Origin of the sequence: Virgibacillus proomii (genome assembly GCF_018916875.1) — a bacterium.
Taxonomy (GTDB): Bacteria; Bacillota; Bacilli; order Bacillales; family Amphibacillaceae; genus Virgibacillus; species Virgibacillus proomii_B.
In genome coordinates this window covers 32,362-54,154 of sequence record NZ_JAHLNO010000010.1, presented here as the reverse complement: position 1 = coordinate 54,154, position 21,793 = coordinate 32,362, and the positions used below count along the sequence as shown (strand labels likewise).

Below are 21,793 nucleotides of genomic sequence, written 5' to 3'. Positions count from 1 at the left end.
TCCTCCTTGGTTTAAATTAAGGGTCCTTTTTGCTGATTAGCTTTGGACACCTCGTATCATACCAAGAGGGCTTTTTTTGTACAATCCTCATTTTGCTTTATTACAGGAATGCTTTCCTACCTATATTAAATGATAATGCTTTTTTAAGCTATAGCTAACATTTTTACTAGCTATAGCTTAATTATTCTTTAGCTTTTACCAAAACAGTATTTTTCAGGCTAACATCTAAGACACCCTTCACTTTTCTGACTGCATCATTGGTAATCTACGTTTTATTTACAAGGATGAATTGTTTTTCTTTTGTTTCATGGAAATGACAATGACTGAAATTATAAACAAAAAGAAAACTGTTACTATAAAGCCAATAAATAGCCAGTTAAGACCAATGTCCTCGGTTACAGAAAAAACTTCAACTGTTTCACGATCTAAACCAATTTTATATTCTCCATTACCATTTTCACGAACCGTATGATCTCCTAAATAGCCACGTAATTGTTTACCTGGTGCTAAATCGGTGATTGAAATGGATCGTGTCGTTTCATCATTGTTGATTGCAATAAACATTGTTTGTCCATCATAAGTCCGTTTAAAAACACTCATGGCACCATCGGACCCAACCAACTCATAATCACCTTGACGTAACGAAGGAAACTGATTACGTAAAGAGGAAATTCGATTATAAAACTCCACTAAATCTTTATTACCACTATTAAACTCAACTAATCGCTGAACTTCTTCGATCGTTGTTCCATCCATAGGTAGTTCTGATCCTTGAAACATAACTGGTACTCCAGGCATAGAATATAAATACGTTAAAGCCATTCTCCAGGCTGTAAGCGAATTTCTGCCATTTTCTACAACAGCTTGTGTAAATCGTTCCATTGTTTCATCATCTAAAAAAAGCATATTCTTTTCACGATCAGCCATTGTATTTTCATATATGGCTTCCGGCGATTTTCCTAATTGAGAGAAAACTTCCTTCATAGCTTGTTGCGCCTCATGGTTATCTATAGCATCCAAATTATTATTTTGCAGTAAAAAAGTTATGTCACTATCTGGTTCTAATACATCAGCTAACAGATAAAAATTCGGATCCTGCTTCTTTATCTTGCCTGTAAGCTGTTCCATAAATTCCGGATTGGATTGATCAGCTGCATGCAATAAGTAGCCATCGATATCTGTCTCCTTCATCCAGTAAGTAGTAACATCAAATAAATACTTTTGTACTGCCTTATTTTCCTGATTCAATTTAACAGCCTTATCTCCCCATGGAGTGTCTACTATCTCCTCACGTTCGAGCCATTCTTCTTTCGTCGGATCTTTTGCTATTGGATGACTGTCAGCTATATAATTTACAACAAGTTCAACAACTACTTTTATATTTCGTTTATGAGCCTCATCAACAAGTTGATTAAAATTTTTCATATCACCAATTTGCTCTTCAATTTTATAAAAATCCTCAATCCAATATCCGTGATACCCATTTGGCGCATTTGCCATAATAGGGGAAAGCACTAAAGTTGTATAACCCAATTCTTCAAATGAATCAAGCTTATCTGTAATTCCCTTCAAATCCCCACCATGATAAGCTTTTGGATCTTCTACATCAGTTTGTTTGTTTTGTTCAAAGTTACCATTATTATAACGATCTACAAGGATTCGGTAAAAAATCTCTTCTTGTACTGGATTTTTCTCGGCTATAGCAATTACTGGTATACCAAAGAGAATGAAACCAGCTATTATTACACTTGTAATTCGTTTCATCTATCGTTTCCCCCATCCAACATCATTATTTTTTTCCTATGAATTATGAAGCTTTTTTGAACATAATTAACTTAATCAACCCATATAAAGTGAAACTTCATTCAGTAGGAGTTTTCTTCCATCTCCTACTGAATGTTAGTACCTAGAAGGGTATGACCTAAAGGCCCTTGAACGAATCGGGCATTTAGGTGCCGTTTTCTCCCACTTAAACCCTTTTGTACCAACTCAGGCTCTTGAAGTTGGAGTCTTACGGCACCTTACATACGGGATAAAAAACTTCGTTGGTCAAAATAAAAGCTATACATCGAGGATGTTCAAAAAGTAGAGTTTAATTGACGACGTTGAATCTATTTGTCGGATTGTTTTTGGAAGTTTTCATTATAAATGTATGCATTATCGTTTTTTGTGAACTTTCTTTTTCTTTACGTCCTTTAAAGACTAAAGCTCCACTTTTAAAATATCACTCTATATTCATATTCAAATTTTTGCTAAGGCGTTTAACATAAAAGACAATATTGTGTGAATAAAAGCGTATGTGCTTGGTAGCGACGTACAACCGGCAGAGCCCTGACGAGATAAAAGGAAACATGCCTCTCAAACAGGGGTATGCCGACATTGGGCGACAAGCCTGCTTTTAGTCGCCTTCCTTTAGATTCGAGCCATGCTGACTTATCATCGTAAAAAGTTCAAAGTTTGCTTCAATTTTTAGCATTTAAGCTAGATGAAGATACAGTTCAAAAAAATTATCCACATGTACGAACAGATATAGTTTCCTGAACGACAAGAAATCAATTAATTATATTTTCTAAGCATACATGAAAAAAAGCTGTCCTTATTATTCAAGGACAACCTTTTGTTGCCGGGTAAGCTTAGTTAATCCCCATGGGTAAGCGAAAAAACCCTAACACTATGACGATAATGAAAGCGATAATAAATTGAATCCATAAGCCCTTAAGCGGCTTTTGTTTTGGTAGACGAACAAGTAACATTTCCATAGCAGTAATAACCCACAATCCGGCAACCCCTTTTACAATAACTTCCGGTAATAATGGTGAGCCATTAAGATAAGGAGTAATTAATTCTCCACCAGAATATAGGATTAATAGATAATCTAATCGTAAAATCATATGGATTATTTTACCAGGTTTTTCTTTTCCTTGCTTGTACATCACATAGGCAATTACAAATAAGATCAGCCCTAGTGCCCATGCAGTTATATGCAAATGTGTATTCATTAACAAACATACCCCCTGTATAAATTGAAACTTCATTCAGTAGGAGTTTTCTTCCATCTCCTACTGAATGTTAGTTGAACGAATCGGGCATTTAGGTGCCGTTTTCTCCCACTTAGATCCTTTGGTATCAAATCAGGTCTTGAAGTGGGAGGCTTACGGCACCTTACATGCGGGATAAATTCAACAACTACAAATATCTTACCATGATTATAAAAAGATTTCATTTTAAACACTTGCAATCTACCATAAATTTGCTGTCCGGTTCCGTTTGAAAAGATGATTTTATTTTTGCAAAAAGATGTGGTCCAAAATTAAAATATTAAAAAAGACATGACAATCAAAAAAACACAAAATTTTTCCAATTAATTTAAAAATATTGTTTATTTAGTATAATTAAATGAATTTATTCTATTGCAAATTTCACGAAATTAGAGGTGAGTTATATGAAAAAAAGGGGTAAACATAACGCAAATAAGAATAATGATGATTTATTCGACAGGTTTTTTTTTGGTAACTCTGGATTTATGATAATAGCCATATTAGCAATTATTCTTATTAGCATCTTAATTAATTATTTTAAATGAATTGCATTGCTATTAAACTCTGTTTCCTTATCATTTATATTATCTTAATTACAAGTATAAGTCTCTTTCTTGTTACCCTATACACAATTAAACCGCCAAAGCTAGATATGGTATTTAAGCCGGAGACATCTTTATACTATTAATGAAAGAAGGACTTCAGCAAATCCTCGTTACCACCAATGAGAAGAGAGAGCCGCGGTTCTGTATAATAAAAACGAACGCTACACAGTATTAATTAACAGAGTGTATACACTTAAACATGTGCAACGAAAAAACAAGCTAACGTTGAAATTTCCTTTTATCCAATCTTTTGAACATGCTCTATAAAGTGAAACTTCATTCCGTGGAACGCTTTTTACACGGAATGTTAGTTGAACGAATCGGGCATTTAGGTGCCGTTTTCCCTCACTTAGACCCTTTTGTATCAACTTAGGTCTTGAAGTGGGAGGCTTACGGCACCTTACATGCGGGATAAATAAAAATGTTCGCACTTTTCTATATAGAACTTTCTAAAAAACTGGTATACTATATTTTGTAGACTATTTTTAACATTCGGAGGGATCAAATGGTACTCACAAGTCAAAAAATCATTGATCAGACAGAAAGTTACGGTGCGAAAAACTATCATCCACTCCCTGTAGTTATTTCCAAAGCAGAGGGTGTTTGGGTGGAAGATCCTGAAGGGAATCGATATATGGACATGCTAAGTGCATACTCTGCTGTCAATCAAGGACATCGTCACCCGAAAATTATTCATGCTTTAAAGGACCAGGCAGATCGTTTAACCTTAACATCACGGGCTTTTCACAATGATCAGTTAGGTTCTTGGTTTGAAAAGGTTTGTAAACTAACAAATAAAGAAATGGTTCTTCCAATGAATACCGGAGCTGAAGCAGTTGAAACAGCTGTTAAAGCGGCAAGACGCTGGGCTTATGATGTAAAAGGCGTAGCAGAAAATAAAGCAGAAATTATTGCATGTGAAGGTAATTTTCATGGGCGGACCATGACCGCTGTTTCACTATCCTCTGAAGAAGAATATAAACGTGGCTTTGGTCCAATGCTTCCGGGAATTAGAATTATTCCTTATGGTGATATAGAAGCATTGAAAGCCGCTATTAATGAAAACACAGCAGCCTTTCTTTTCGAACCAATCCAAGGAGAAGCTGGGATTATTATTCCGCCTGAGGGCTTTTTGAAAGAAGCTTATGATGTATGTAAAGAACATAATGTACTTTATATTGCTGACGAAATTCAATCTGGGCTTGCCCGGACTGGAAAATTGTTTGCCTGTGACTGGGAAGAGGTCACACCAGATGTACAAATTCTTGGAAAGGCTCTAGGCGGGGGAGTATTTCCTATTTCTTGTGTAGTAGCTAACAAGGATATTTTAGGTGTTTTCAATCCAGGGTCACATGGTTCCACATTTGGAGGTAACCCTTTAGCTTGTGCCGTATCCATGGCAGCATTGGAAGTAATTGAGGAAGAAAAATTATCAGAACGATCCTTAGAACTTGGAAACTATATGATAGCTGAGCTTAAAACCATTTCTAATCCTAAAATTAAAGAAGTTCGGGGTAAAGGATTGTTTATTGGTGTTGAGCTGACCGAAGCTGCTCGCCCGTATTGTGAAGCCTTAAAAGAAAAAGGATTACTTTGTAAGGAAACACATGAGAATGTGATTCGATTTGCACCACCATTGATCATTGATAAAGATGATTTAGACTGGGCAATTGCCAAAATCAAAGAAGTATTAAAAGGATAAAAATGAAAGCAGCTTGAAATGTACCAAGCTGCTTTCATTTAGGCTGTTTTTCTCCTTAAGCTGCTTTTTATTATACGTAAGACTTCTCCATATCTACTCTAATGATCCAAATTTGAAATACCGTAGCCAGCAAATGCTCCACACGATTTGTAAGCTATAGTCGGAGCGAGATAAACGAGTTAAATCCGTTACAACAACGGTGTCTTCTGGTCGAAGAAACTCTAACATACGGTTTAGCTCTTGCCGATCCCGTTTCGTTCCTGTTACTTTTTCAAAAAAGATACGTTCGCACCCAAATTCTTCAAGCTGCTTCTTTTGGCGATCCAAATTTTGATCAATGGTTGAAACGCGCATATTACCAAATTTCATTTTCGTCCTCACCTTTCAACATGATTGTATCAAAACTATCAGATAATAAATATTGTTACAAAATATTTTGTTACACATTTTTGTTACGTGATTTATGCTAGATTGGCAGACAAAATATTATTTTTCACACTATGTACAGAAATGGTCGTTTTTGTTACGGTGATGATAAAAAATCTACTTTATAAAAGAGTAATAAAGTTAAAAGCTCCAGTTACTCTATTTCGCAATCGAGCCAGATCCTTGAGTATCGTATTGTGTAAATTTAAGAAAATTAATTATGTTTGCTATCTTTGTATTAATCCAAGCAATCTATTAACCCTTTTTCCGAATCCCGGTTTATTATCGGCAATTCTACTAGTACCTCCCCAGAGTGACTTGCATTATTGCTCAGTTTCATCTTTCCATTGTGCTGCTTGATTACTTTTTCAGTGAACGTTAATCCCAATCCATAATGGCTGTTATTAGTCCGTCCATAGTTTTCGGTATAGAAAAGTTCAGATCCTTTTTTTAGAGCTTCCTCTGAAAAACCAGATCCCTGATCAATGATAATGAATTGAATAAAATCTTTATCTTGCTTGACAATCAATTGTACTTTTCCATCCTGTGGTGTTCTTTCAATTCCGTTTAGTACGATATTATTTATCGCTCGAATGAACAGGCTTGTATCTATAAAAAGGCTTGTCTCTTTCTCTGTAAAATCTTCGACGATTAAATTATTACTTAGGCTCCTTATTTCGGTTTCTAGCTTGCATAAGAAATCATTGACAGCTACTTCTTCTTTATTTGTATTTATTTGCTTGTTATTCAGATTGATATCGATAACTTCCTGAATGTATCGTTCAACCTGTTGTATGGAATTCATAATGTCACTAAAATTTTCCTTCATGTCATCGGTTGTCATTACTTCCAACAGTTCTATATTCCCTTTTATCACTGTCAGCGGAATTTTTATATCATGTATTAAATAACTGATTTGTTCTGCCTTCGAGTTAGTAACCTCAATTTCCCTTTGAATAGATTTAACCAGTGCTTCTGATAAACTTTCCATTGCGCCCATTACATCTTTATACTCATTAAATCGAACTTGTGGAAACTCGATATTCAGATCCTTTTCTTCTATTTTTCGTGCTACTTTAATAAGCTTTTGATTTTCTTGTATAATAATTTGCGAGAAACTTCTAATACTCCAGACTAAATAAATACAATAAATTAATATCGAAAAAATGGATAACCACACACCAGGGTTAGGAAATACCTTTCTCAATTCAACGTTTGCGAACTGAACTTTTAAGTTATAATAAATCAAAATCGTTTCATTTTTACTATCATACCTTATAAAAGAACTCATTTTTTCCTTACTATAATTCTGAAAAGCTTCTTTTGCTTTTTCTTTATTCCTTGGGCTCAAATTACTCTTTATCATTTCGCTTGTTTTCTTATTAAAAATGGCGTAATCCAGTTCAGGAGGGATGATGCTGGAATCGATATAATCCGCATTTACAACTTCACTTTGGATTTTTTCTGCCTTTTTTATCGGCTCATTTGCCGGAAGCAAAAGGTGTTGATTGATTCCCCATATCGCGAACCCGATATTTATCATTAATACAAGTAAACCAGCAAATCCTAATTTTATAATTGATTTAACAAAATAAGCCGAAAATGTATTCTTTATTCCCATATATACCCCACACCCCAGACTGTATTGATGGGGGCTAAGTTAAATTGCGCATACTTTTTTCTTACTACCCTGATATGTTCAACAATAGTTGAAATTTGAGAATCACTTTCCATTGAATAAACAGATTCATAAATATCTTCTTTGGAAAAAATTTTCCCTTTATGCAAAGCAAGTAGCTCACAGATTCTGTATTGGGTCCTAGTAAAACTTACTTCATCCCCTTGGATGATCACCTTTTTTGCTTCCAAATCAATAAGAATGTCGCCGTCGATAAACACACTTTTACTTCCTCTTTTCGGTCTGGATTCCCGTCTTAAATGGGCCTCGATTCTCGCATTCACTTCATGTATACTAAAAGGCTTGACGATATAATCATCCCCACCAATTGATAAACCTTTAATAATAGAAGATTCATCACTTTTGGCTGTCATAAAGATGATCGGTATATCAATCAGAGGTCTAATTTTCTTACAAATTTCAAAGCCATCTTCACTTGGCATCATGACATCCAGTAAAATAAGATTATATTTATTTATTTCTTCTATTGTGATATCTTTTATACTTAGAAGAGTAGTAACTTTATGATTTTTCATCTCTAACATTTTCCTGATTAGTCTTAGAATTGCAGCATCATCATCAATCGCTAAGATATTTGCCATGTTTAAATCATCCTTTTTTCCCTATTTAATCATTTGTTTTTCTTCCGGCCCAATGATTAAACCAAACAATACTCATTATAATCATTCCTATTGTTAAAATAAAGAAATAATAAACTCCCGTTATTAGCATGGAATTAGTAACTAACTTTATATCAGTTATTTTCAAAAAATTCCTTAAATATTCACTGAATCGGTTTGCCCATGCCCAAGGTAGGAATCCCCATACTTTATCTCCAATTGTAGTTAAAGAAAGAGCAGCGATGATCAATCCTCCGAACCCACATATGCTACTAATCCCGATCCCATACTTATAACCAATGACTTGATAGAAGAAATATTGAAATGTTGAAGTTCCAATGAAGATTATACCTGTTAAATAGTAGAGAGTGAAATGAACTTCATTCACGCCAACTAGAAACTTCAGAGCCAAAGTATAGGTTAATATCGTTAAAAATATAGCAGCACTATAAGAGAAAATCATCATTGTTGTTTGACTTATGAATGAGATGGTTTTGCTCTGAATCACTCCGAGCATATTCCGAAAATGACTTGCTTCATTTTCAGAATCAGCCACCATTCCACAAATGATAGAAATGATAACCGGAGTTCCGACTCCAATTAACTCAAAGAAAATAACGTAGCTCGCTTCTGAACTTATCGTGTCATTCCTAGATAAGAAGTACATCGCCAAAGTACCAGATAAAATAAAGGGAATAGCCAAGTGTAATAGCAGGAATAAACTTCTCTTTCTTTTTTTAAACTCACCTAGTAAACATCTGTAAAGTTGCATCATTACTTCACCTCTATTTTATTAAACGACCTAACGGTGATCCAAGTAAGTAAAAGAAAGAATAAAATGCTCAGGACAAGAGTAATTGGAATGGCTGAATAACTCAGCAGTTCATCGTTTTGTGGCAAGGGTATTCCATTAGAGTGCAGTTTGGTTAAAGGCATTTGCACTCTTAAATGCCAGCTATACGGAACGAACCACCAATCTTCTGCAGGGGCAAATAGTGTACCTAAATTTAAATTAAGCATGCTATTTAATAATAATGTGATAAAGAAGTTCGTTTTTCTCGAAAGCCATAAACAAAATGGAACCTGCCAAAGCGAAGTAACTAACATTAAGATAACTGCCAAAATACAAGAGGAGAGTGAAACTAAATATGGACTTGTCTGAATCAGCAAACTAGTTAGGCTTATAGCAGTAACTAATAGAAGAGACCCAAGTGCCACAAATCCAATTACTAATAAAACTCTGCTCATTTCCTTTTTTTGAAAATTTATCGGTAAGCCAATGATGGTCTTAAAATTCGTTGATTTTTTTTCTAGATTATTTAGAAGTCCTGTAGTAAGAGCAATCAATACGGAGAGCCATAATATCCCCCAATGATTGATGATTGTTTCTGCACTCAAGCGTACAATCTCTGGGCCACCGAGAAAATTAAAGCCAAGTGCAAGGAGGGAACATATTAAGGGAATAACCATTAACATTTTTCTTATCTTTGTTCGTTTTGTTTTTAAGATTTCTGATTTCAAATATAAATACATACTAAATCCTCCTACTATGCTCTGTGCTTTCGTACAACATCGGTAAAAAGCTTTTCTAAATTTTCATACGAATGGTATTTCCCTTCATAACCGAGTATCCCATTACTGATAATTCCTATATCGTCAGCTATATGTTCAGCTTCCGATAACAAGTGGCTCGATAAAAGGACTGTCATGCCCTGCTGCGGAAAAGAAGCAATCAATTCCCTTAATTCTTGAATCCCAATAGGATCTAATCCATTAGTGGGTTCATCTAGGATTAATAGCTTCGGACGATTCAAGATAGCAAGAGCAATGCCAAGACGCTGTTTCATTCCCATTGAAAAGTTCATTACTCTTTTACTTCCCGTATTTGTTAAGCCCACAATTTGAAGAACCTCTTGGATTCGCTCTTTTGGCAACCCAAGAATTGTATTTATGACCTCCAGATTTTCTTTAGCTGTTAAATTCCCATAAAGTGGGGGGCTCTCAATTAAAGAACCAATATGAGCTAAATCCTTTCTATTCCACTGATTTCCATTAAAAATTACTTCTCCGGATGTTGGCTTGAGCAGACCCGATATGATCTTTAGCATTGTGGATTTTCCGGCTCCATTTGGCCCCAAGAGACCATAAACGGTGTTCTTCCTTACATTGATTGATACAGCATTTAAAATAGTCGACCTTCTGTATTTCTTGGTTAGCTGTTTAGTTTGCAAGATATACTTATCATTCATATTTGATAACTCCTTTTCATCTTTATAAATGGAGTTTAACAACAAAAAATCAAGACTCTATCAACATTGAAGAAGATATATAAATAAAAAAACAGATAATTGGTCAGTTAGAATCCTGCTCAATCATCTGTCTAAAGATGTGTAAAATAGCACTTAAAACAAGTGCAAAGATAAATATATGTATAAGCGTGGCAGGGAGGTGGGGATATACGTGGTTGAAGCATTAAAATTAATAGCTTATGGTAATTTTGACATTTTCTTATTGCGGTTGGTGACAGCTTCGCTGGTACTACCCTAATATAAGTGTAAATATACCAACAAAAGCTGTTAGCAAGCTAATTACCCATATTAATATCGTTTCATCCTTGACCTGAATAAACAAAAGTGCTGTAAGCCCAACAACAGCGTAAATAAGTAAAATGTCTCCATACCAGATGAAAAAGGCATGAATAAAACCAATTCCTAACAAGAGTAATAGTCTTCTTGTCAAAATAGCCATATAAGGGACGCCTTTTATAGATAAGCGGTCAATCATTACTTGCAAACCAAAACCAAACAAAAATGAAAATATGGTATAAAAACTAGCTTGAAAAAATATATCTATGACTGAGTTATCCTATCAACAGAAGCATTCCAAATAATTTCTCCACCACCATAGATGAAATAAGGCGCACTGAATACTCCGATATTCACCATAAGAATACCAAATATATTGAATCCTCCGGCTGCGTCTATCCAATGCAGACGCTCCTTTTCTTGTACTGGTGCAGGTAACTTATGCATGACACCCTTCCTTTCTATTTACTCCATCAATTAATATTTTAGAAAAACTTGGCTTATCGCCAAGTCTTTATGGCGAAAGCTATAGTTTTTCTTATACTATAAACCATAAAGTTCTATACTTTCCTATAGTGTTAGAAAAACTTGGCTTATCGCCAAGTCTTTAACGAAAGCTGTAGTTTTTCTTATACTATAAACCCTAAAATTTTATACTTTCCTATAGTACGAGAAAAAAAGCAAATTTCCTCCTAAAGCTTTCAACAAATTTTCCCTTTAACATAAACTTACACTAAGGGAGGAATTTATATGCCAGCAAAAGTTGGAGCAGTAAAAGTAATTAATCTGTCTTCATCCAGTATTTTTAACATTGGCGATGTATATTCCATATCTCCTAATAGTAACGCCAAAACATATGCTGGTGGGGGCTCATTCAATACAGGACATGGAATTCGGATTAATCTTGGCTATGCAAAAACATTTATCAATGATCAAGATAAAATTGATCAGCCAATAACTTAACTATTGGAGGACCACAAGGATGAATATTACTGTACATCAAACGATTAGTATTTATATGATCAAAGTTAGCGCAATTACGAATTCTTCTGTATTACAAATCGGCAGCACTGGAAGCGTTCAAGCACAATCAGATATTTACAATACTGGTGGTTTTACTCAACCGGCTCAAGAAGTAGTTGAATCAATGAGTGAAGCAATTCCCCTTGTTCCGCTAGCACCATAACTGCACATTTTTTAACAAAATGAATAAATTAGTATAGGCATTCGTCTATTATCGTCAAGGGGGTTTATTTTCATGAATTATCCAAATTGGACGAAATATATGTACGATATACATGAATATATAAGACAACAAGAAACCGTTATTGAGACATTAATGAGGAGAGTAAACCAACTAGAAGAAAATCTACAGAATGCAAAGTCAAATAAAATTGAAAAAATTGAATATCACTTTGATCAACTTAAAATTGAACGCTTGGATGGGACACTGCATATTGGCCTTTCACCACAGGATTTAGCTAACTTAGAAGATACTAATTTTATTAATCCAACGACGAATACAAATTCACCTAATTATCCACCACCCTTAAAACAAACGATTCAAGCAGAATTAAGTGCTTACTTGCAACAATCCGGTCCATCCATTATCCATCAATTAGCTGTTGAACATAATACACGTTTAGATGACGGTTATCCTTCCATCCTCATTCAAGATATAGAAAAGCAACTGCCTGGACGAATTGCCTTTTATGAAAATGAAGCCTATCAAAAGAAGATTCATACACAAGAAGAATTGCATGCTTTTATCACGGATAAAATCAAAGCTGAAATTCATCAATCCTTAAAAAATTACATGCAAAATAATCAGCATAAAGGAGAATAAGTATGATCATGGAAGTCCATAATTGGGGTCTTAACGTTGGAAACATTCAAGTTGATAATGTTTCTGCTTCATCTGTTTTTTTAATTGGTGATAATGATGAATTTATTTTATCATCCTTTTTTGATACTCCACCGGAAGCATTTACTGTGGGGAATATTGTTCCATTGGCATTAACATAAGGTGATTATATGTATAAGCGATTAGTAAATGTCGGAAACATCTATACGAATTCCTTCTCATTTAGCAGTACTCTTTCCATTGGCGATACGGAATATGCTCAGTTAAACTCCAACGGAATTGCCGTGCAAAAAGAGTGCCCCATTTTTACTGAGGCTGATGAAGAAACGTTTGCCTATCCCCTTTTCAATCGGCAAGCAAACTGGCCTAAGCCAAAGCTCACAGTGAAAAAGACAACCTTAAATCAGACCGGGACGATAAATATAACAGCAATAAGTGTTATTGGAGTTAGCAGTTCTTCTTTAATGCAAGTCGGCAGCTTAAGTAAAGGAAGAGCAGAAGCAAGGATAAAGCATTTTCGCAAACTAAGGCAATAGTATTTAAGTTCCCATGGCATCATTTTTCCTCTGTACTGCTAAATACTACAAAGTAATTTGTATATTGAGGCGAGTCCATTACAAATAAAGTAAAACTTCTATCCATAATAAATAACTTCTTTTTGGGTAAAATCGCCATATTGCTTCCTATTAATGGGTGACAAATGTACACACCATTCTCATTAAATTTCATAATCTATAGAAATAGATTTTTTAAAAGGTGGTATCACATGCCCTCAATCGTTGGACCAATCAAAATTGTTAATGTAGGTGGAGGAGTTGTCAATTTTGGAGATTCCTTTTATGTATCACCTAAAAGTTCTTCCAAAACAAATGCCGGTTCCGGCTCATTAAATACAGGAGATTTTACACGTACCAATAATGGCCTTAGTTCAACCAATCCATTTGATCCGGATATAAACGACCAAACCCAAACTGCAAATGCATAAAGCTAGAGGCGCTTAGCTTAGTGGCCGTAAAACCTAAAGGCGGAAAGTCAAACTTTGTTCAAAGGCTTGCTTTTTTTCTAAAAAAAGTAAAGCAAAGTCTAAATTCTCAGGCGCTCTTGGAAAAACGGATACATTGCTGCCGTAGTTTCCTCTGTCCTTGAAAAGGAGAATTCGGCAACAGTTAACTTACCGTGAAAATAAGAGGGTTTTCTAAGCTCAAGCGCTAAAACTTCACGACGAGCTACTAACTACCTCGGGAAGTATATTAATTACAACATAATCTGTCAAACATGCCGTGGAAAACTGATCCACGGCATCTGTATTTTTTTCATGCTTGCATAAGAGCAACCTCATGTTTAGTAAAGAAGTATAAGTAGGTCTGTAACACCGGCTGTTTCCAGATCGTTTCAACTGCATAGCGATATAACTTCATTTGTGTCTTATAGCGGTTCATCATTTTTTCTTTCGTTTCCTCTGTCCATTCCTCATAAATGGCATCTGTTTTATAATCAATAATGATTACACCGTTGTCTTGTTCAATAATAGCGTCAATGACACCTTGAATTAATACACGCTCAGCTTGTTCATCTTTCCAGTTCGAATATACTTCATTTGCAGGAAGCGTAAGACTGAACGGGACTTCTCGATATACATATGAAGCATTTATCATATATGCAGCAATATCGGTTTGATAGAACTGTTCAACGGCCGACAGATCAATTTGCGAAGCTGCCTCTTTACTTAATATCTCTTTTTCTACCATTTTTTCCAGCTCTTCTCTAATTTCCATCTTCGTTAAAGCTCTATTAAATGGTAAATGTTGCATAGCTGTATGCATGGCAGTCCCACGTTCAGCAGAAGTCATCGTTTTTTGTCGCTGTATAAAGGCAGGACGTTTGATGATCGGTTTCTTAAAGGGAGCAATCAACTGATCTCCACTATATTCATCCTTTAATTCCTGCTGGCGTTTTAATTCTGTCACAGTCTGTTTGGCTCTAGAAATAGCGGCATCGTTGTATGGATAAGCAAAATCTAATCGGCTATCGACTTGCTGCTTTAATCGTTGATCTGATAATGATAGGGTTTCCCATTTCGTAATATGTTTATAAAGCTGCTTATCCTTTTCATCTTCCGTTTTTTCTAATGCTGCCAGCTCACTCGCATGAAGAACTTGAATATCCCAAGTAGATATATCGTTCTTGATACTTGTGTCCATATTTTTCTCCAACTCTTCCGTTCGTAGTATATTACTGTCACGGTGACGAAGTAAAGCAGGCGCAACCCAATCCAAATACGATTTTGCTTCGATACGAAAATATACAGGAAGTACCCATTCTTGATGATCACATATTTTTTCCCATTTCTCCTGTTTTTTTTCAAATGAAGTCACGTTACCAATCATGACAAGCTTTTCTTTAGCTCGGGTTAATGCCACATATAGCACACGCATTTCTTCAGCCAATTGTTCTCTTAACATTTCCCGTTTTAATGCATGATAATATAGCGTAGGATACGTAATTCGTTTTACTGGATCAATATATTTACTTGCAAACCCATAATCCTTATGCAACAAATATTTCTTATTTAAATCGTTAAGATTAAATTGCTTTTCCATGCCTCCCAAAAGGACAACTGGAAATTCCAATCCTTTACTTTTATGGATTGTCATAACACGGACTACATCTTCTTGCTCGCTTAATGCCCTTGCTGCACCTAAATCATCGCCCCGCTCCTCCATTCGTTCAATAAAACGCAAAAAGCGAAATAATCCACGGAACGATGTTGTTTCATACGTACGTGCCCGATCATACAAGGCACGGAGGTTCGCTTGGCGCTGCCTTCCTCCCGGCATACCGCCGACAAAATCATAGTAACCGGTCTCTCGATAAATCTTCCATATGAGATCTGATAAGGAATCCTGTCTGGCAGCATTTCGATAGAGTTCCCGTTTTTCCAAAAACTGTTCTGCCTTCCTAGCAGTACTGTTGGAGTGCTCGTTAACATAGGAAACTAATGCATCATAATAGGTTACGTTCTTACCGGCCAAACGAATCGCTGCCAGTTCTTCTTCGTTTAAGCCAACAATTGGTGAGCGCAACACAGCAGCTAGCGGAATATCTTGCCGAGGATTATCAACGACTTTTAGTAAGCTGATGATAATTTTAACCTCCATCGCTTCAAAATAGCCTGTCGATAGCTCTGCATAAACAGGAATACCTTGTTGTTTTAATTCATCAACGATAATTGGTGCATCAGTCATCGAACGCAGTAGAATGACAATATCTCGATATTGCAAATCACGCTGTGTTTGTGTTCCTTTATCAACTACTTGTAAAGGCGGAGTATCTTCATTACCAATCCATTCTTTAATTTTTTTTGCATACATACGTGCTTCTAATTCTGCTTTTTCCAAATCAATTATTTCCTCATTTGCAGTTCTTTCTTGATCAGCTGCTTTACGATCAATGATAATTAATTCCGGATTAGGTGTTTGATGGGGAAACGCATCATACATTTTATTGCCATAGATAAGCATTGCTTTTTCATCGTAATTTATTTCCCCTAGCGGTTGATCAATAATTTGGCGAAATAAATAGTTCGTTCCGGTTAACACCCGTTCTCTGCTTCGAAAATTACGCGATAAATCAATTCGGATTCCAGAGTTCTCTTTATCTGCAAAACGATTATATTTGTTAATAAACAAGGATGGTTCTGCATGACGGAAACGATAAATGCTTTGCTTTACATCGCCAACCATAAAACGATTTCCTGTACCATTCACATCACTGATTAATTCTAAGATCGTCTCTTGTACAAGGTTTGTATCTTGGTACTCATCGATAAGTATCTCAGAGAAATTCTTTTGAAAACCTAATGCTACTCTAGATGGAACTGGTCGATTTGTTTCATCATCGTCCATTAATACTTGTAAACATAAATGTTCTAAATCCGAAAAGTCAACCAAAGCTCGTTCTCTTTTTTCTTCATCGAATCGGGTTTTAAATGTTTTTACTAAATAGGCTACATGTTTAATAACCGGAGCCATTTCGCGCATATCCTGTAAATGACTAGCTAAATTTCTACTAAACCAGTTTTCTTTCATATCCGTCCAACGCTTTTTATAGCTATCGCGTATTTTCCTAACTTGTTTCTTTTTATCCTCGTTTACTTCTGGCTTTTTACGAGACAATGTACGGAATTTACTAGTATGGAACAACTCATGCAGCTGTTGCCAATCATTCACACAACACTTCGCCTCTTGAACTAGCATGAAATCCTGCTCTATCGTTTCAGCGTAATGATAAGGTCCATCACTTTCTTTTGTTAGATTCATTGCTTTCATTATTTCTTGTTCCATTGCCAGCAGTTGATCGGTTATTTCCCGTTTTAATATCGTTAGCCATGTTAATTTTTCTTCCTGCACATCATCAGGTACTTCATACGTGCTAGCGAGTTGATCCAGCCATTTAATTGGCCATGGGTTTTTTACCGCAAAATCATACAACTGCAAGATTAACGTTTCGACATCTGTATCACTTCGGTCATTAGAGAAACGGTCAACAACCTGAAAGAACATATCTTGGTTGACTGCATCAGAGCCATACCAGTCTTCCATTAAATCGTCTAACACCTCTTGTTTAATCATTTCTGCTTCTATATCATTCGCGATGCGAAATGATGGATCGATATCCAGTAAGTATGCATATTGCTTCACAACGTCAAGACAAAAAGCATGCAAGGTTGAGATCGATGCCCGTTGTAATAGGGATAATTGTTTTTTTAAATGGATAGAAGAGGGATTTTCAGCAAGCGCCTTTTCTAAAGCTGCACCAACTCGATTACGCATTTCCTGAGCTGCCGCATTGGTAAACGTAACGACAAGCAAAGAATCAATATCAACAGGATTATCTTTATCAAGCAGCTTTTGAATAATTCGTTCTACTAATACTGCTGTTTTCCCTGAACCGGCAGCTGCGGCAACTAATACATCACTTCCCTCGGTATAGATTGCAGCCTCTTGTTCTTTTGTCCAGTTTACCATGAGGTTTCCTCCTTCTGTCGAATATGTTTAATTATCTCTTCATCGGACATATCAGTCAACTTACGATAATGATTCATTGGCATTGTTGGATCAAATTGACAAACAGGTTGGAACGGACAATATTTACAAGCAACCTGTTGCTTATGCTGGAACGGGTTTAAATGGATACCACCGCTTGTTATATCCATACCTGCCTTTATCATCAATTGATGGATATATTGTCTTAAACTAGCAAAAATTTGTTCATCAGCTACTTTGGAGTGACTTCCAAACTCGCCGTTTTTCTTTATCGATGCAGGAATGATTTGACTTGTTCCAGATTCTAATGTTTTATCCATTAATTTAATGGTCTCTTCATCGGATAATAATAAACCTTGCATTTTATATTGCTTGAATAGTTCTTTTGCTATCTTTTCATCATCTAGCTTACCTTTTTCTGAAATTATTGGGTTATGCACATGAAAGTACAATACTCCTGCTGGTGTCGCCTCAATGCCTAACCATCTTTCTGAATATGTTAAAACAACATCCAGATAAGTGAGCATTTGTAGCGCTAAACCATAATAGACCTCCAGTAAATTCAACGTTTTTTCACTTGATTTATAATCGATAATCCTTAAGAATAATGAATCATCCTTCATCGCCTTATCGACACGGTCAATCCTGCCGCGAAGCATTAACTCAAATCCATTATTTAATGGGATTTTTAATGGTGGCAGTTCTTGATTTTGTCCAAAACCTACTTCTAACCCTACTGGTGAAAAATAACTTTGTCTTGCTTGTTCACTAAGTACATATGTTGCTCTGGCAATTACTTCTTCTAACTTTTGCTGAATATATTGATAACGATTCGAGCTATGCAAGATTTGATGTTGTAAAATTGGTGCTAACTGTGTAACTGCTTGATGTGCATATGCCTTGGCATCTTCCTTACTTAATTGTGAAAATTCCTTTCCCTCTGTTTGAATCCATTCGGTGACCGTTTTTAATGCTTCATGGAATAGTTGTCCAATGTCCGGTGCATCTAATTTGTAAGTTCGCCGCTCCTCTAAACCTAGACTATACTTAGCAAAATGCTGGTATGAACATCGATAATAAGTCTCCAAACGTGACACACTGGCATTTACCTGTTTGGGGTAAAGTTGTTTCACCGTTTCTTCTGATAGATCAAGAGGGGTGTTTTGGTAATATAAACTTTGTAAAATACGATAAGTCGTATCATGTTTCCGTTCATTTTCTATATACCAATTAAGAACATACCACCAAATCTCTTTCACAGGATACCCTTTAAGGTTTCTTGCTAGTTGAGCTGTTAAGGCAGATCTCGTTTTTACCGGCGTGGTAATAAAACGATCTGCTTCTAACAACTCATCTGGCTCTTGGAGTAATACGTGATCACAGCAATTTGGAAACAGTGCCTCTATTCGCTTAATTAGCTGTGATGGGATTTTCGTGTTACCTTCTTCATCACTTAAAGAATAGCTTATCCATAACCGGTCACTAGCTATCGTAAAGGCAATGTATATATAAAACCAATCGTCTAATAATTGACGCTTACTCGTTTCTGCAAGCTGTAATCCATGACTTGCTAGTAACTCTCTTTCCCGTTCACTAATCAACCCATCAGCTTGTGGCTTCATCGGCCATACACCTTCATTTACTCCTAGTAAAAAAGCACAACGAATTCCACTGATTCGCGAACGATCGATTGTTCCCACAATAACATGGTCAATACTTGGAGGGACATGGGCAAACTTTAATGTTTGAAATCCCGCCTCCAGCATCTTACGAAATGTATCTAATGACATCTTCTCTTCGCTAGCTATCTCAACCATTTCATCAAATAATTGAATAACAGCATCCCATACTTGCTCCTGCTCGCTCCCTTTTTCCAGTTCGGCACGCTCATCATATGCTGTTCTCATTTGTTCTAAACGATAAGGAACCTCCAGATTTTCCAGCAAATTATATAGGCATTCGCATTGTTCTTGTACCGTTTGAGCTTGTCTCATGGTGGTATCAAATTCCTTTAATGCTTGAACCACTTGTCTGCGATAACAATTAATCCGCTTTTGAATATCAAGCTCCTTATCTGTTTGTGCTATTTGATCAAAGCCGCGAAACCGTTGGAAGACCCATTCCTCTTTCGATAACCAGCTTTGTCTAGAAAGAATCCCATATTCCAACACGTAATTTTCCAACTCATCAATCGCATCAGGTGTGAGCGGATACGCTGAATCGGAGGCAGGGACAAACCCCGTCTTTAATACTCGAAATACTGCATCATAACGCCAATTACCTTCTACCACTTCTAATACAGAACGAATAAATTCAATCAGTGCATGGTTTAACATGGTTTTCTTCTCATCAATAAACACTGGGATACCATAATCACGGAAAATAGTCGCAATCAGATCATGATATACTTCAGTTTGTCTAATAAATAAAGCAATATCCTGATAACGGTAACCTTCATCACGGACAAGCCGAATAATCTCTTGAGCGGCTCCTTCCACTTCCGCACGCGGATGTACGGCTTCTGCAATTTGTAATGGAACATCGCCATTGTAGAAAGGTGCCGGTCGCTCATCAAAATAGCGTTCCAAATGAGCAAAATACGGCCGATCACGAAAACGCCCATCTGCCGAGTCAAGTTCGATTGTTTCTTCAATCACTACATTGTTCGCTTCTGCAATTTCCTTTAATAAATGATATGTTTCTGTTGTTTGATAAAATAAATCTATTTCAGTGATGGTATCATCCTCTAGTTTATCAACTGTTAAAGCTACTGTAACGGTCTTACATTTTTTTAGCAATGCTTCTACAACCATCAGCTCTATTGGTGTAAATCGATGAAACCCATCCAAATAAACTTCTGCATCGATTAAGACAGTGGCGTTAGCAATTTTATCTGCAAGCAGCTTTAATTGATCTTCACCATCCATATACTTGCCTTGCAAGGAGAATATAAGTCGCTCATAAATATAAAACAAATCCTTCAGTTTGTTTACCAAGCCCTCTTCCTCCGGCTCTTTATGTACATAACTATTAATTTGCTCAATTTGTGCATGTAATAATTCAGGGGTAACAGCATAGCGTTTAAATTCCGTAATCATGCCTTCCAGTTGCTCAAGAAAACCTTGCTTTTCCATTGCTTTTTGGAATACATGCCACTCTCCCTGCTTTTCTTCCATAATTTTTCGAAGCATCATTTGAATGCCCACTATACTGATAAATTGCTTTGTTCCCCCACCAGTCTCTTGTAAAACCCTCCAAGCAAGCCGGGAAAAGCTGACTACTTGAGCTCGGATACTGCCTTGTATATCCTGATCCTTAAACAAATTATACTCCTGCTGAAATGTCATTTGATCTGGAACGATATAAAAAATAGCAGGACCTTGTGGATCCCCCTGCAATTTTTCCTTTATTTCATCGAAGATACGACCACTTTTTCCCGTTCCTGAACGACCTGTTATAAATCGTAGTCCCATAACACTTCTCCTTCCCTTAAAAATAAGTATATGGTTAAAACATTGCATCGACTATCCTCATTGATCCTAATTTAGAGTAATGAGATAAAGAATCGTTCCAACAACTGATTATCCTAGTGCACTTGGATATTAGAAAAACTTGGCTTGTCGCCAAGTCTTTAGCGAAAGCTGTAGTTTTTCTTATACTATAAACCCTAAAATTTTATACTTTCCTATAGTAGAACAAAAGCTAAAAACGCTCGGTTAGCAACGTACGAACGGCAGAGCCCTGACGAGATAAAAAGGAAACTTCATTTCTTGGAATGCTTTTCCCAAGAAATGTCAGATGAATCAATCGGGCATTTAGGTGCTGTTTTCTCCCTCTTACACTTTCTCCATATCTCTATCCCTTGAGGGAGACTTACGGCACCTTACATGCGGGATAAAGTGAAACTTCATTCCGTGGAATGCTTTTCACACGGAATGTTAGTTGAACGAATCGGGCATTTAGGTGCCGTTTTCCCCCTCTTACACTTTCTCCATATCTCTATCCCTTTGAGGGAGACTTACGGCACCTTACATGCGGGATAAAGTGAAACTTCATTCCGTGGAATGCTTTTCACACGGAATGTTAGTTGAACGAATCGGGCATTTAGGTGCCGTTTTCCCCCTCTTACACTTTCTCCATATCTCTATCCCTTTGAGGGAGACTTACGGCACCTTACATGCGGGATAAAGTGAAACTTCATTCCGTGGAATGCTTTTCACACGGAATGTT

Annotated in this window: 18 protein-coding genes and 1 pseudogene; 7 read left to right on the top strand and 12 right to left on the bottom strand. The window is 36.3% G+C overall.

The genetic code is table 11. The features are described 5' to 3' along the window. Positions 1–276: 276 nt before the first annotated feature. Positions 277–1,764: an alpha-amylase family glycosyl hydrolase gene (locus KQI21_RS05030; RefSeq protein ID WP_216482941.1), complete on the bottom strand. Its 1,488-nt coding sequence runs from the start codon at positions 1,762–1,764 to the stop codon at positions 277–279. Between the two features lie 869 nt (positions 1,765–2,633). Then, on the bottom strand, positions 2,634–2,999 hold the full coding sequence (locus tag KQI21_RS05025) for a YisL family protein (RefSeq protein ID WP_216482940.1): 366 nt from the start codon (positions 2,997–2,999) through the stop codon (positions 2,634–2,636). 1,149 nt (positions 3,000–4,148) lie between these two features. Between KQI21_RS05025 and KQI21_RS05020 the strand changes: the two genes are divergently transcribed. Further along, a complete protein-coding gene (locus KQI21_RS05020) occupies positions 4,149–5,345 on the top strand; it encodes an ornithine--oxo-acid transaminase (RefSeq protein WP_216482939.1) in 1,197 nt (398 codons plus the stop codon). 150 nt (positions 5,346–5,495) lie between these two features. On the opposite strand, the pseudogene KQI21_RS05015 reads toward KQI21_RS05020, so the two are convergent. The 8 genes and pseudogenes from KQI21_RS05015 to KQI21_RS04980 all read right to left on the bottom strand — a co-directional run. Beyond that, positions 5,496–5,714, bottom strand: a pseudogene (locus tag KQI21_RS05015) (recombinase family protein); the annotation flags it as partial. A 295-nt stretch (positions 5,715–6,009) separates the two neighbouring features. Beyond that, positions 6,010–7,392 (bottom strand): sensor histidine kinase, encoded by a 1,383-nt coding sequence (locus KQI21_RS05010; RefSeq protein ID WP_216482938.1) that lies wholly within the window; start codon positions 7,390–7,392, stop codon positions 6,010–6,012. Then, positions 7,383–8,051, bottom strand: a complete 669-nt coding sequence (locus KQI21_RS05005; RefSeq protein WP_216482936.1) for a response regulator transcription factor — start codon at positions 8,049–8,051, stop codon at positions 7,383–7,385. The genes KQI21_RS05010 and KQI21_RS05005 overlap by 10 nt, the downstream gene beginning before the upstream one ends. Before the next feature lie 25 nt (positions 8,052–8,076). Then, positions 8,077–8,841 (bottom strand): lantibiotic immunity ABC transporter MutG family permease subunit, encoded by a 765-nt coding sequence (locus KQI21_RS05000; RefSeq protein WP_216482934.1) that lies wholly within the window; start codon positions 8,839–8,841, stop codon positions 8,077–8,079. A gap of 2 nt (positions 8,842–8,843) precedes the next feature. After that, complete coding sequence (locus tag KQI21_RS04995; RefSeq protein ID WP_216482932.1) at positions 8,844–9,602, bottom strand: lantibiotic immunity ABC transporter MutE/EpiE family permease subunit; 759 nt, start codon at positions 9,600–9,602, stop codon at positions 8,844–8,846. A 14-nt stretch (positions 9,603–9,616) separates the two neighbouring features. Then, positions 9,617–10,318, bottom strand: a complete 702-nt coding sequence (locus tag KQI21_RS04990; protein ID WP_216482931.1) for a lantibiotic protection ABC transporter ATP-binding protein — start codon at positions 10,316–10,318, stop codon at positions 9,617–9,619. 289 nt (positions 10,319–10,607) lie between these two features. Further along, positions 10,608–10,853 (bottom strand): DUF418 domain-containing protein, encoded by a 246-nt coding sequence (locus tag KQI21_RS04985; protein WP_216482930.1) that lies wholly within the window; start codon positions 10,851–10,853, stop codon positions 10,608–10,610. A 65-nt stretch (positions 10,854–10,918) separates the two neighbouring features. Next, positions 10,919–11,101: a hypothetical protein gene (locus tag KQI21_RS04980; RefSeq protein ID WP_216482928.1), complete on the bottom strand. Its 183-nt coding sequence runs from the start codon at positions 11,099–11,101 to the stop codon at positions 10,919–10,921. A gap of 303 nt (positions 11,102–11,404) precedes the next feature. Between KQI21_RS04980 and KQI21_RS04975 the strand changes: the two genes are divergently transcribed. From KQI21_RS04975 to KQI21_RS04950, 6 genes are all read left to right on the top strand, one after another. Next, positions 11,405–11,617, top strand: coding sequence for a spore germination protein (locus tag KQI21_RS04975; protein ID WP_077317819.1), 213 nt, complete (start codon positions 11,405–11,407; stop codon positions 11,615–11,617). Between the two features lie 19 nt (positions 11,618–11,636). After that, entirely contained in the window at positions 11,637–11,840 is a 204-nt protein-coding gene (locus KQI21_RS04970) for a spore germination protein GerPB (RefSeq protein ID WP_216482926.1), read from the top strand. A 72-nt stretch (positions 11,841–11,912) separates the two neighbouring features. Then, positions 11,913–12,500, top strand: coding sequence for a spore germination protein GerPC (gene gerPC, locus KQI21_RS04965; RefSeq protein WP_216482924.1), 588 nt, complete (start codon positions 11,913–11,915; stop codon positions 12,498–12,500). Positions 12,501–12,502: 2 nt separating this feature from the next. Beyond that, positions 12,503–12,679 (top strand): spore germination protein GerPD, encoded by a 177-nt coding sequence (locus KQI21_RS04960; protein ID WP_077317822.1) that lies wholly within the window; start codon positions 12,503–12,505, stop codon positions 12,677–12,679. Between the two features lie 9 nt (positions 12,680–12,688). After that, entirely contained in the window at positions 12,689–13,054 is a 366-nt protein-coding gene (locus KQI21_RS04955; RefSeq protein ID WP_216482923.1) for a spore germination protein GerPE, read from the top strand. Between the two features lie 230 nt (positions 13,055–13,284). Then, positions 13,285–13,503: a spore germination protein gene (locus tag KQI21_RS04950; RefSeq protein WP_216482922.1), complete on the top strand. Its 219-nt coding sequence runs from the start codon at positions 13,285–13,287 to the stop codon at positions 13,501–13,503. A 328-nt stretch (positions 13,504–13,831) separates the two neighbouring features. Here the strand turns inward: KQI21_RS04950 and addA are convergent, their stop codons facing one another. Together addA and addB are read right to left on the bottom strand one after the other, a co-directional pair. Continuing rightward, positions 13,832–17,545, bottom strand: coding sequence for a helicase-exonuclease AddAB subunit AddA (gene addA / locus KQI21_RS04945; protein WP_216482917.1), 3,714 nt, complete (start codon positions 17,543–17,545; stop codon positions 13,832–13,834). Next, positions 17,539–21,036 (bottom strand): helicase-exonuclease AddAB subunit AddB, encoded by a 3,498-nt coding sequence (addB, locus tag KQI21_RS04940; protein ID WP_216482916.1) that lies wholly within the window; start codon positions 21,034–21,036, stop codon positions 17,539–17,541. Before addB ends, addA begins: the two co-directional genes overlap by 7 nt. Between the last annotated feature and the right edge of the window lie 757 nt (positions 21,037–21,793).